We start from the raw sequence: 12,817 nt of genomic DNA on the forward strand, positions 1-12,817 counted from the left end.
AAAAACATCTTTTAACTGACATGAAAAATACATTTGTTTGTCATTTAAATTTAAATAAAGTGTCATATTGTCACAAAAGTGTAATCTTTGGCTGGCAAACTAGCGACAATTTTAGAATTAACTTGATTTAATGAAGGTTACACCTATGAAATTCACTAAAAGTATTTTAGCAACAGCGTTAATGGCTGCAGGCACAATGTCGGCTTCAGCGGCTGACATTAACATTTATGGTAAAGCTAACGTTACTGTTCAATCATCTGATGATGGTGCAGGCTCATATACCGAAGTTAAAAGCAATGCCTCTCGCATTGGTTTTGAAGGTACACATGCGTTGGATAACGATTTAACGGTTATCTATAAAGCCGAATTTGAAGTTGATTTAGACGGTGACGGTGATACGTTTAAACAACGTAACCAGTATGTTGGTTTAAAAGGTAATTTTGGTGAAGTGTTACTAGGCAAAAATGACACTGTCTTTAAACAGTCGCAAGGTAAAGTCGACTTGTTTAGCGATTTAAACGGTGACATTAAAACATTGTGGAAAGGTGAAAACCGTTTGAGTGACACTATTACCTATAAATCGCCTAAGTTTTCTGGTTTGCAATTAGGTGTTACTTACATTACTGAAGATAGCGTAGAAGGGCAAGACGGTGTGTCTGTTGCGTTATTTTATGGTGATAAAGGCTTAAAGAAATCAAACGTATTTGCTTCAATTGCTGTTGATTCTGAAGTTAAGAGTTATGACGCTGTTCGTGCAACTATCCAAACTAAACTTGCTGGTGTCGTGTTAGGTGCTATGTACCAAGATCAAGAAAGTGTTGATGGTAGTAAAGAAATGGATGGCTTTTTAGTGTCTGCTAAATATGGCGTTGAAAACTGGACGCTAAAAGCGCAAGTGCAAACTGCTAATCATAACGGTGGAGTTGACAAGTCTGGCTATACTTTAGGTGCAGATTATAAGCTAGCTAAAAATACTAAGTTATTTGGTTTCTTTACTTCTTATGATATGGATACTGATGCCGACCAAGATTATTTAGCAGCAGGTATTGAGTACAAGTTTTAGACATAAAACGACTTATTGCCCTAGTAAAAAGCGACGGTTTGTCGCTTTTTTTATCGGCTGATTTTAGCGCGAATCCTTTATTTTATTGAGGTTAAGGCATATTAGGATGTACCTACTTCTATTTCGTTATTTTATCCAAATTCGCATGATAAAATTTAATGCGTTAAAATTTATCATGTTTAATAAAACTGTCATAAAAAGTTATCACAATGTTCATTAGATGAACGGTTACCTTGGATCAGGAAGTTTATATGAACAGACAAATATTGGTGGTAGAGGACGAAGCACCAATTCGCGAAATGATTACCTTTGTATTAGAGCAAAATGGCTTTAATACCATTGAGGCTGAAGACTACGATCAAGCAAAGGCGAAAGTAGTTGAACCTTATCCCGACTTGATTTTGCTTGATTGGATGTTGCCGGGTGGTACTGGTGTTAAATTTGCTAAAGAAATGAAGCAAAATGAATACACACGCTCTATCCCAATTATTATGCTCACCGCTCGTGCCGATGAGGAAGATAAGGTTAAGGGGTTTGATGTTGGTATTGATGATTACGTCACTAAACCTTTTTCCCCGAAAGAACTTATTGCTCGCATCAAAGCAGTTATACGTCGTGTATCTCCTACCGCATTGGAAGAAGCGATTGAGTTTCATGGAATGAAGCTTGACCCAGTCGCCCATCGCGTTTCAATCAATGAGCGCAGCCTTGACTTGGGACCAACAGAGTTTCGCTTATTGCACTTTTTCATGACCCATACTGAGCGAGTCTATAGCCGAGAACAACTACTTGATAATGTGTGGGGCACAAACGTTTATGTCGAAGACCGCACGGTTGATGTACATATCCGTCGATTGCGGAAGGCGATATCTGGTGAAGGCCATGAAGAATTTATTCAGACGGTACGAGGGTCTGGTTATCGTTTCTCTGGTAAATTAAAAGCAAGTGCCTAAAGCATTGTGCTGAAATTTAATAGTATTATTTTAAGGTTAGTCAGCCTTCAGCCTTCAGCCTTCGGCCTGCGGACAATGGCTATTTTGAATACGAGTGGCATTAGCATTCGCTCATGCTGCTTCGCTATTATAATTTAATAGCCTATTGCAGAAAAACTAACCCAAGATTTACAGACCTTAATCAATCTTTTTATATTTTAGTAAAAACTTTGTGACTTTACTGGTTAATCATGGTGAAATTGCCGCACTTGGCTGTTTATTAGGTTTTTCAGGTTGATGTTACCTCGTTAAACAATAATGACCCTAGAGGTTTATTGCTTATTATGCATTTTCGATTATCGGCGAAAGAATTGTGTTCCCGTCTAGTTATCTCGTTGTTTTTAAGTGCCTTGATAGGCTATTTCCTTGGTTTAACTTTTGAACTGCTGACTATTTGCGCCTTGGCTTTTGTTGTTTGGCATTATTTTCACTTATATCAACTAGCTCAATGGTTGTGGCAAAGTAAATCTATTTCTCCTCCGCAATCAGAAGGAGCGTGGGGACGAATTTATGATGGTCTTTATCGACTAATAAAAAAATATAGAACCAAGCAAAAACAATTAAGTCAGAAAATACGCCAATTTAGGGATGGCGCTGAAGCACTTCCTGACGCTGCGTTAGTGTTGTCAAACGACCTTTCTATTTTGTGGGCCAATAAAAAAGCACAACGTATTTTAGGTATACGCTGGCCAAGTGATGTCGGGCAACGAATTGACAATCTATTGCGTTTTCCCGAATTTACTCGCTATTTAGACGAGGGAAACTTTGAACAACCGTGTCATATCCCATGCCCACATAATAAAGAATTAAGGTTGGAACTGCGCTTGATGGCTTATGGCGGTGATCAAGTTTTATTATTGGCCAGAGACGTCAGTAAAATCCATCGTCTAGAAGAGATGCGACGAGATTTCGTTGCCAATGTTTCTCATGAACTTAAAACGCCCTTAACCGTGGTCAGAGGTTACGTTGAAATGATTTTGGCAACCGAACACGCCTTAGATCCTCACTGGCAAAAAGCCTTTAGTACCATAGAGGGGCAAGTGACACGAATGGATCGCTTGGTAGAGCAACTATTAATTTTATCGCGCGTAGAAATTCAAACAGATGATGACGATAAACAATTGGTTGATATGCCAAAACTACTACAAGGGTTAGTAGAAGATGCCAAATGGCTAAATCAACAAAAACAGCATACCTTTGAGGTAAACATTGACCAGCATTTGATGATTGAAGGAGTTGAGAGCGAGCTTAAAAGTGCTTGTTTAAATCTCATTTCAAATGCGATTGCTTATACACAGTCGCAAGGTCATATCCAAATCTCTTGGCAGCGTAGTGGAAACAAAGCGAGGTTTTCTGTAAAAGATAATGGCCCAGGTATTCGTCCCGAAGATATAAACCGTATTACCGAACGTTTCTTTAGAGTGGATAAATCGCGGTCTCGAGATACCGGAGGTTCAGGTTTGGGCCTTGCCATTGTTAAACATGTACTCAATCACCACAAAGCCGAATTATCAATTGAAAGTGAGTGGGGAGCAGGAAGTGAATTTATTATTAACTTTAACCTACAGCCTCACGTTGCGCTGATATCGCATTCTTAATCACAAATTTCCAAACGCTATAAGTGTACCTTATATGACAGATAAATGAACTTTGTCATATAAGTGTCACAATCATTAAATATAATTGTCACATAAGCTTTATATAGTAGTCACATAAAATTTAAAGCTAAGTGTTAATTCATTGAAATATCATTGAGTTAAGCTATTTGGCATAACAACTCTCATTGGAGAATATTATGAGTTTGAAACGTGTACTAAGCGCGATTAGTTTAGCAAGTCTAGTTAGTTTTTCGGCTGTCGCTATCGATAAAGATCTACCTGAATACAACAAAGTAAGTGGTGTTTCAGGTAACATTTCATCAGTTGGCTCTGATACATTAGCAAATATGATGACCTTTTGGGCAGAAGAATTTAAGCGCACTTATCCAAATGTTAACGTGCAAATTCAAGCAGCAGGTTCATCTACTGCGCCACCAGCATTAACTGAAGCGACTTCAAACTTAGGCCCAATGAGTCGTAAAATGAAGTCTCGCGAAATTGAAGCGTTTGAAAAACGTTATGGCTATAAGCCGATGGCTGTTCGCGTAGCGATTGATGCTTTGGCAGTATTTGTTCATAAAGACAACCCGATCAAAGGGTTAAGAATAGACCAAGTAGATGCGATTTTCTCGAATAACCGTAAATGTGGTTTAGCAGACGATATCGATCGTTGGGGAGATTTAGGACTGACAGGTGATTGGGCTGGTAAAGATATTCAATTGTATGGTCGTAACTCAGTGTCTGGTACTTACGGTTATTTCAAAAAGAAAGCATTGTGTAAAGGTGACTTTAAAAACAGTGTCAACGAACAACCAGGCTCTGCTTCTGTTGTACAATCTGTCTCAGCGTCACTAAACGGTATTGGTTACTCAGGTATTGGTTACCAAACATCGGGTGTAAGGGCATTACCTTTAGCGAAAAAAGGTGACAATTATGTTGAAGCGACAATGGAAAATGCGATTAACAAGACATACCCACTTTCTCGCTTTTTATATGTTTATGTCAACAAGCACCCAAACAAACCATTAGCACCAATGGAAGCTGAGTTTTTGAAAATGGTTTTATCAAAAACAGGTCAAAAAATTGTTGAGAAAGATGGTTATATCCCACTATCTCGCTCAGTAATCGAAAAAGAGTTTAAAAAGTTGGGTTTAACTTTATAAATAACTGACTTACTCTTAAAAAAATCCCAACTTTAGTTGGGATTTTTTTTATCTTTAACTTCTTCTAACATAAATCATCAAAGCACACGCACTTACTAAGTAAATGCAGTAACCAAGCAGCCAAGGTTATTGGCATTGCTTAATTAATAAACTTATTTTGTTACTCATGTGGGGCGTGTTAAGCAGTTGCAGTATTTGTTCACTCGCAGGTGTTGGATATTTAGCGAAGAAGCAATGCAAATCACCCTGCTGCCTAATTGACTCAATGACTTCATCAAAGCGTGTAAGTTCTCCAAAAATTGCTGTATCAGCAAGTCGCGAGCTAAGGTACATTAAGCCTATTTTTAATATTTCTTCTGTAGAAACTTTTTCTGTCAATGGCTCACATACTGGGCTAAGGCTATGGTCAATAAATCGAACGAGCGCCCGGGGTAATTGCCAATGCCTGACGAGTGCACTACTAATATCCTGCTGGTTTAATCCAATTGCTTCTTGGTAGGTACTAATTCGTTCAATAAGTGACGTTGGGGTTGTGAAAAGCGCTGCAAAGTTTTCATTTGAAGATAATAATGCCATATCGCCTAAATAAGACAGCAAGCATGATGTTGAAATTTCAGCTGCATCATCAATACGCATTTCTTTAGCGCAAAACATTGTTATTGATGACGCCAAATAACTAGCACTCCAAAGCTTTTGATAAGCGTTTTTCTGGGGTGTCTTGTCAAACTCTTGCGTATTATCCATGGCGTAATGTAACGCAATGTTTTTAACCGTGCCGATACCTAAGTAGATTATCGCATGATGAATGCTAGTGATTGGTTTTAAAAGGCCAAAAACAGGTGAATTGACGCGTTTTAGCATTTTTGCCGTCATTTGGGGGTCGGTTTTTATGAGCTCAAATAATTCGTTGGGTTCAAACGCTGCCTGTGTTAATGGCAGTAAAAGAGGGTGAGGCTTTTTATGATTAAAACATATCTGTTCAATAAGGCTGCGAGAGGCTTGCGTCTGTTTCGCGTTGTTTAGGGTTAAGTTATTTAATTTATTGGTTTCAACAAAGTCTTGAGGGGTTATTTTCGTTACGTTTGAATCAAGTTGACCATCTAACATTGATTTGTTTTGTCGATTGACGATATTCGAATTAACCATCGTTGTTGGTTTCGATACCTTTTTTTCCCTGTTTAGCTGCCATATGATAAAAACCAAAAAACTAAAAATAATGGCTGAGATGGTAAGCTCCGTAAACATCTAATGTCCTTTGTCATGTAGGCTTGAGCGAGTCAAATTGTCATCATAATGTCATATTAACTGTATGGTTGTGCAATAGTCAAAAATCTATTTCCCTTTTGGCTGGGGCCTAAACAAGCCTATGGTAAATGACGATGTGAATTTTAATGATCAGGGAAAATCAATCGGTGAGCAAAGTTAATTGATAGCCAAGCCTTTTAATTGCGGCTTTTTCGTATAACAGCTCGGTCTGCACAATGGGCCTGTGTTTTAGCCAGTCGGAAGAAATTTTTAATCTAATGGTATTGCCTGCCAAGCTTAGTTGAGCAATGCTGATATCATCAATTTGCCGTTGTTGGGACAATAACACGGCTAATCGTAAGAGTGTGCAAAGTAAATTGACTGGTTCAGCTTTTAACTGATAACAGTGAGATAATGGCAATGGCGTGATTTTTTTTCGTTGATTCAGCACAAGCCAAGCCAGAATGTATTGTTGCTCTTGGTTAAAGCCGGCTAGGTCGGCATGGGTTAAAATATAGTGACCATGTTTATGATAGGCTGATGGATTTATGTCAAAGCCAAGTTCATGTAAATTAGCTGCTGCGCTTAACAGCTCTTGATAAATCGGACTCCCTAAAGCCTGGGTTGATTCAATTTGTGCAAGCCAATGTAAGGCGAGTAGTTTGACTTGTGTAGCTTGTGAAATATCAATATTAAACCTTGATTGAAGGCTTTCTATTGTGCGTTGGCGTACATCCAAGGTACTAAAATCCTCCAATAGCTCATATAAGGCTCCCTCTCTGAGGGCATATTGGCAAAAATCGAGGGTTTTGATGGCAAAACTTTCCATTAAACCAATCAAGATTGCAACACCTGCACAGATGACTTCTTTGCGACTTTCTTTTAAGCTCTCAATATCTATTTGATTAACGTGCTTGCATGATATTAATCGCTCTTTAATTTGATAGAGGTGTTTAAGGGTCAGCGGCTGTTCGATCGCTTCCCCTTCATTGATTAATTTGTAGAGTGTTTTTATTGTACCAGAGGTACCAATTGCGCTTTGCCATTGGTGTTTATTAAAACGAGGCACAACGGCGTCAGCTTCATGAATCGTCGCTTTAATGGCGCGGTTAAATGCGGCTTTGGATATTTGCCCATTTTTAAAAAATTGCTGTTGAAAGCTCACGCAGCCCATGTTTAAGCTTTCAAGGACTTTTATTTTGGTTTCAATACCAATAATACATTCGGTACTACCGCCACCAATATCGATAACTAAACGCTGAATATTTGAGGCCTGATAAAAAGAAACGCCTTGATAAATCAATCGTGCTTCTTCATGTCCTGAAATAATTTCGATAGGGTAGGGAAATATGTCAGCAGCCTGCTTTAAGAAGGCTTCGGCATTTTTTGCTTTTCTTAAGGTATAAGTTGCGACAACCCTAAATTTTTTCGGTGAAAGATCTTGTGTTGCGGTGGCGAGCTTAGCCAATATTGCCACACCACGGTCTATCGCTTGCTGACTTAATCTATGCTGACTATCGAGTCCACTGGCTAATCTCACTTGATATTTTTCAGAATGAACAATCTGAAGATGTTGCTCAAGTTGTCTAGCTAATACGAAGTGAAAACTATTAGAGCCGATATCTAAAGCAGCGATATAGTTCTCATTAGCGGCAAGTGGCGATGGTATTTGTGTCATTTAGGTATAATTGGCAGTAGGGAAGTAAATCGCAGATTTTCTATATTTTTTAAATGATGATAAATATCAATTTGCGAGCGAACTTTTTGCATAGCGTCTGTGCTGACATAATAATTGTTTTGTTTATCATCGATGAGCCTCGCTTTGACATTATCCGCCAGTTGGATATTGATAATATCGATAATGAGCTGTTTAAGTTCGGGATCATAAATCGGGCAGGCAACTTCAACACGATGGTCAATGTTGCGCTCCATCCAATCTGCAGAAGAGATAAAAACGTTAGACTCACCGCCATTGCCAAATATCATCACTCTTGGGTGTTCAAGAAACTGATCAATAACAGAAATGATCTTAATATCGGGAGTTCCTTTGGTGTATGTTGGAATTAAAGCACACATTCCTCTGACTATAAGGCTCACTGCTACGCCTTTATGCGCGGCTGTTCTTAATTTGTTGATTAACCCGGGATCAACCAAGTTATTGAGTTTAAGGGTTATACTCGCTGGCTTTTTGTTTTTAGCGTGAGCCATTTCGTTGTCTATTAATTGATAAAGTCTTCGACGTGAGGTCAGTGGCGATACAATTAAGTGATTGAAGCGAAAACGTTTGTAACTGTGAGCGATAAATTCAAAAACATTTTCTACCTCTTGCCCGATTTCTTTGTGGCAGGTAAATAAGGCAAAATCGGTATAAATTCGCGCATTTCCTTCGTGGAAGTTGCCTGTACCAATGTGGGCATAGCGTACCAGTTTATCGTCTTCAATTCGGGTTACCAAACATAATTTTGAATGTACCTTTAAGCTTTCGATACCAAACTCAACGTCGATGCCAGCGTCTTTCATTCTCTTTGCCCACTCGATATTGGCTTGTTCATCAAATCTAGCACGTAACTCAACGACAACGGTAACCCGTTTACCGTTTTTGACTGCTTCAATCAGCGATTGAATAATACGAGAGTGCTTAGCTACTCGGTAGATATTAATCTTTATGTGCTTGACCATTGGGTCATAGGACGCTTGGCGGACAAACTCAGTGAAATGAAAAAACTTATGGTAAGGATAATAGAGCAAAATATCCTGTTGAGCGATTGCATCAAATACAGAGTCTTTGGTGGTAAAGAGCACTGAATCTAAAGCTGGCATTGTCGGGTTGACTAATGTGTTGTCGCCTAAATTGGGAAATTTGATAAAATCTTTAAAATGTCGGTATCTAACACCTGGCGCTATACTTTCTAGTTCACGAATTTTGAGGTATTTTTTTAGGTAAGCGATCATGTATTTGGGCATTTTTCGATCATGAACAAGTCTTACTGTGTCGGCTTTAAGGCGCTGTTTTATTCCTTTAGACATTTGATCTAACAAGCTTTCATCAATATCGTCAGTCAGATTATATTCAGCATCTCGGGTTAACTTAAATGAATAGGCATCGATAAAGTTATAGTTAAAGAAGCCTTTAAATAATTTATCCATAAAGTACTGCACGACATCATCGAGCATCACAATATACTGGGCTTTTGCATCAGATTTTGTTGGTACGACAATAAAGCGATCGGTATCTTCTCTGGGAATCTCAACCAAGCAAAATTGTGCGGTGGTTTCTTGATTCAATGCCACGAGAAAGTAGATCCCATCATCATCGATACAGTTCGCTAGCTGAGTCTTAGAATGAATAACGATAGGCGTGATATGACGCAGAATTCGGTTATCAAAATATTGTTCCAACCATAATATTTGCTCATTATTCAGATGTTGATCAAATTCTTTGTTGGTTGGGTCATTAAATAGCGTATGGATCCCTTTTTTGGCTAAGGCGGCAAACACTTTATCGGCGACCTTTTTAAACCGCAGAGTGAGTGCGTTGACTTTGAAAGTAACTTGTTGCAGCAAATCCGCCCATTTAGCGCTTTTAATATCTTGGGCTGACTCTAATATGGCATGGCGGCGAATATCTGCAAATCGGACGCGAAAAAACTCATCTAAGTTTGCCGAGTATATGCCGAGAAAGCGGATCCTTTCGATAAGTGGAACAGAAGGATCCTCAGCTTCCTGCAGTACACGCTCATTAAAGGCTAACCAACTTAGCTCTTTCTCAAATAACATTTGACCTTCAAACATCTCATCTTCTTCATTAATACTAAGTAAAACAAGTATATGAAGTAATTGTTACACTTTTACTACACGCTAAGGTAGGTTCCCTAACGCAGTTAACTAAGTTGTTGCTTTGTCGTTGCTTTTTGCTTACCGATGGATATCAACCATGATGTCGTTGGCGAGTTGTTCAATCGCTTCAACGAGTTCATCAATACTATTAACGTCGATATTTATTTGCAATTCAGCGTTAAACATCTCTTGTCCTGTATGTGGTGCACTTTCTGTAACACTGATCAGTTTCAATAAGTTTCCGCCGTGGTGATGAACAACCGAGCTCAACTCTTTAATAATGCCAGGTCTATCATTCGCGGTTACTTGTAAAGTAAGGTTAGCTTTGTCTGTTGTATTGCTCTCACTCGATACGATGGTAAAGGTAAACGGTGCCAGCGCTTCAAGTGCTGAAGTGAGTTTTTGGCTTTGTTCGTTATTTACTGATACTTGCAAAACGCCAGCAAAATAACCGGCTAAATGATGAAGGCTACTGGTTTGCCAATTGCCCTCATGCTCATTAATCGTTTGAGAAAGGAGATCAACAAGGCCCGGTTTGTCTGGGCATACAAAGGAGATAATCAGTTGATTCATAGCGCATCCTTATTTTCTATATTGAGAAGAGTTTTTATTCTGACATTTTTGATAATTGCGATAATTCTTTGTTCAGCTGTCCTTCATCACCTAAATTTAGTTCTACTAAACGACGTAAATGGGTAACACTGTCAATGTCGATGGCATTGCAACGCAGGCCGATGACATCGTCCTCCTGATGCACTATCGCAACATGCATGGTGACCACAGCATCGCTGTCATTTAGGGTAAAGGTTAGCGTAGCTAACTTGTTCAATAACGCTTGGGGAGATTCTGGGCGTGTCACTAGCGCGCCATTTAACGAAATATCATGTATTTTAACAGGAAACTGGGTATCCTCGACCTCAAGAGAGGCGTTTATTGAAAATAAAATGCGAGTAAATTGACGTCTATTTTCCATGATAATGCGTTAAATTAATTTCTAATATATTCAGCATAGCCGCATTTTATAAAAAAGGCACCTTTAAATGCGTTAAAGGTGCCTTTATTTCTTTATTATCTAATAAGTTAGCTTATGCACTTATTTTTTTATATTTTATGCGGTGGGGCTCTGTTGCTGCACTACCTAAGGTTTTTTTCAACCACTCATTATAGTCGGTGAAGTTACCTTCAAAGAAATTCACTTGTCCTTCATCACGATAATCAAGAATGTGGGTGGCAATTCGGTCTAAAAACCAACGGTCATGTGAGATAACCATGGCACAACCTGGAAACTCTAATAACGCTTCTTCTAACGCACGAAGGGTTTCAACATCGAGATCATTGGTAGGTTCATCGAGTAGTAACAAGTTACCGCCTGTTTGTACTAACTTGGCTAAATGGACGCGGTTGCGTTCACCGCCAGAAAGGTCTCCAATGAATTTTTGCTGATCATTGCCTTTAAAGTTAAAGCGACTGCAATAAGCTCGAGATTGAATTTGATAATTACCAATTTCAAGTAAATCATGGCCTTGTGATATTTCTTGATAAACGGTGTTCTTATCATTCATGTCATCTCTAAATTGGTCGACGCTTGCAAGCTTAACTGTTTCACCAATTGAAATTTCACCGCTATCTGGCTGTTCAGTACCAGAAAGCATTTTAAATAAGGTCGATTTACCAGCACCATTGGCACCAATAATCCCAACAATCGCACCTTTGGGAATGGTGAACGACAAGTCGTCAATTAATACACGATCACCAAATGATTTTGTTAGATGATTAACTTCAAGTACTTTATCACCTAAACGTGGTCCAGGAGGGATATACAACTCATTGGTTTCATTTCTTTTTTGGTGCTCTTGGCTGGTTAACTCTTCAAAACGAGCCATACGTGCTTTGTTTTTCGATTGGCGAGCTTTTGGATTTTGTCTAACCCATTCCAATTCTTGCTTAATGGTTTTTTGTAAGGCACTTTCACTCTTTGATTCTTGCTCTAAACGCTTGTCTTTTTGTTCAAGCCATGAAGAGTAATTACCTTCCCATGGAATACCTTCACCACGATCCAGCTCCAAAATCCAGCCAGCAACGTTGTCAAGGAAGTATCTATCATGGGTGATAGCGACAACTGTTCCGGTATAATCGTGAAGAAAACGCTCTAACCATGCAACTGATTCAGCATCAAGGTGGTTAGTTGGCTCGTCAAGTAGCAACATATCAGGCTTTTCAAGCAGTAGGCGACAAAGAGCAACTCGTCTTCTTTCACCACCACTTAACACCGCAACTTTTTGATCCCACTCAGGTAAGCGCAATGCATCAGCCGCTCTTTCTAGCGCATTGTTGATGTTGTGTCCATCATGAGCATTTATAATATTTTCCAGCTCACCTTGTTCTTTTGCTAGCGCGTCAAAATCTGCATCTGGTTCAGCGTAAGCTGCGTAAACTTGGTCTAAACGTGCTAAGGCATCTTTAACCTCAGAAACAGCCTCTTCAACAACCTCACGAACGGTTTTATTTTCATCTAATTGAGGCTCTTGAGGTAAGTAACCAATTTTAGTACCAGTTAATGCCTTTGCTTCACCTTCAAACTCGGTGTCGACACCAGCCATGATGCGAAGCAGGGTTGATTTACCCGCACCGTTCAAACCTAAAACACCAATTTTAGCGCCGGGGAAAAATGACAAAGAAATGTCTTTTAAAATGGTGCGTTTTGGGGGCACCACCTTACTCACGCGGTGCATCGAATAGATAAATTTATCTGGCAAAGCCATAAGGAAAACCTTTTTAAAAGTAGAGAAATAAATTGTCTGATATTTTAGGTGAATGTTGGCGCTCAAGCAAATGACATCTTTGGGGTTTTTACTTTTTGGTCATGTGTCTAAGTACATGTCTGAAATCCTTGCCCCAGTGATGCAAGACCTTTTGATT

10 protein-coding genes are annotated in these 12,817 nt (G+C 39.1%); 4 read left to right on the forward strand and 6 right to left on the reverse strand.

The window, feature by feature from the left end:
• The first annotated feature begins 145 nt into the window (after positions 1-145).
• From ACSLUH_RS00795 to ACSLUH_RS00810, 4 genes are all read left to right on the forward strand, one after another.
• A complete protein-coding gene (locus tag ACSLUH_RS00795; protein WP_448563587.1) occupies positions 146-1,063 on the forward strand; it encodes a porin in 918 nt (305 codons plus the stop codon).
• 251 nt (positions 1,064-1,314) lie between these two features.
• Positions 1,315-2,016, forward strand: coding sequence for a phosphate regulon transcriptional regulator PhoB (gene phoB / locus ACSLUH_RS00800; RefSeq protein ID WP_448563589.1), 702 nt, complete (start codon positions 1,315-1,317; stop codon positions 2,014-2,016).
• 323 nt (positions 2,017-2,339) lie between these two features.
• A complete protein-coding gene (gene phoR, locus ACSLUH_RS00805) occupies positions 2,340-3,653 on the forward strand; it encodes a phosphate regulon sensor histidine kinase PhoR (RefSeq protein ID WP_448563591.1) in 1,314 nt (437 codons plus the stop codon).
• 197 nt (positions 3,654-3,850) lie between these two features.
• Positions 3,851-4,816 carry a PstS family phosphate ABC transporter substrate-binding protein gene (locus ACSLUH_RS00810; protein ID WP_448563593.1) on the forward strand — a complete coding sequence of 322 codons (966 nt, stop codon included), beginning with the start codon at positions 3,851-3,853 and terminating at the stop codon, positions 4,814-4,816.
• Between the two features lie 126 nt (positions 4,817-4,942).
• Here the strand turns inward: ACSLUH_RS00810 and ACSLUH_RS00815 are convergent, their stop codons facing one another.
• From ACSLUH_RS00815 to ettA, 6 genes are all read right to left on the reverse strand, one after another.
• On the reverse strand, positions 4,943-6,061 hold the full coding sequence (locus ACSLUH_RS00815; protein ID WP_448563595.1) for an HDOD domain-containing protein: 1,119 nt from the start codon (positions 6,059-6,061) through the stop codon (positions 4,943-4,945).
• Between the two features lie 160 nt (positions 6,062-6,221).
• Positions 6,222-7,739: a Ppx/GppA phosphatase family protein gene (locus ACSLUH_RS00820; protein WP_448563597.1), complete on the reverse strand. Its 1,518-nt coding sequence runs from the start codon at positions 7,737-7,739 to the stop codon at positions 6,222-6,224.
• Positions 7,736-9,853 (reverse strand): polyphosphate kinase 1, encoded by a 2,118-nt coding sequence (gene ppk1, locus ACSLUH_RS00825; protein WP_448563599.1) that lies wholly within the window; start codon positions 9,851-9,853, stop codon positions 7,736-7,738. Before ppk1 ends, ACSLUH_RS00820 begins: the two co-directional genes overlap by 4 nt.
• A 123-nt stretch (positions 9,854-9,976) precedes the next feature.
• Entirely contained in the window at positions 9,977-10,471 is a 495-nt protein-coding gene (locus tag ACSLUH_RS00830; protein ID WP_448563601.1) for a glycine cleavage system transcriptional repressor, read from the reverse strand.
• A gap of 34 nt (positions 10,472-10,505) precedes the next feature.
• Positions 10,506-10,871 (reverse strand): PilZ domain-containing protein, encoded by a 366-nt coding sequence (locus ACSLUH_RS00835; protein WP_448563603.1) that lies wholly within the window; start codon positions 10,869-10,871, stop codon positions 10,506-10,508.
• A 112-nt stretch (positions 10,872-10,983) separates the two neighbouring features.
• Complete coding sequence (ettA, locus tag ACSLUH_RS00840; protein ID WP_448563605.1) at positions 10,984-12,660, reverse strand: energy-dependent translational throttle protein EttA; 1,677 nt, start codon at positions 12,658-12,660, stop codon at positions 10,984-10,986.
• Positions 12,661-12,817 lie beyond the last annotated feature (157 nt).

Source organism: Thalassotalea ganghwensis (assembly GCF_053485795.1).

Coding starts and splice junctions, on each gene's coding strand:
- ACSLUH_RS00795 (WP_448563587.1), top strand. CDS start 146: ATGAAATTCACTAAAAGTATTTTAGCAACAGCGTTAATGGCTGCAGGC.
- phoB (WP_448563589.1), top strand. CDS start 1,315: ATGAACAGACAAATATTGGTGGTAGAGGACGAAGCACCAATTCGCGAA.
- phoR (WP_448563591.1), top strand. CDS start 2,340: ATGCATTTTCGATTATCGGCGAAAGAATTGTGTTCCCGTCTAGTTATC.
- ACSLUH_RS00810 (WP_448563593.1), top strand. CDS start 3,851: ATGAGTTTGAAACGTGTACTAAGCGCGATTAGTTTAGCAAGTCTAGTT.
- ACSLUH_RS00815 (WP_448563595.1), bottom strand. CDS start 6,061: ATGTTTACGGAGCTTACCATCTCAGCCATTATTTTTAGTTTTTTGGTT.
- ACSLUH_RS00820 (WP_448563597.1), bottom strand. CDS start 7,739: ATGACACAAATACCATCGCCACTTGCCGCTAATGAGAACTATATCGCT.
- ppk1 (WP_448563599.1), bottom strand. CDS start 9,853: ATGTTTGAAGGTCAAATGTTATTTGAGAAAGAGCTAAGTTGGTTAGCC.
- ACSLUH_RS00830 (WP_448563601.1), bottom strand. CDS start 10,471: ATGAATCAACTGATTATCTCCTTTGTATGCCCAGACAAACCGGGCCTT.
- ACSLUH_RS00835 (WP_448563603.1), bottom strand. CDS start 10,871: ATGGAAAATAGACGTCAATTTACTCGCATTTTATTTTCAATAAACGCC.
- ettA (WP_448563605.1), bottom strand. CDS start 12,660: ATGGCTTTGCCAGATAAATTTATCTATTCGATGCACCGCGTGAGTAAG.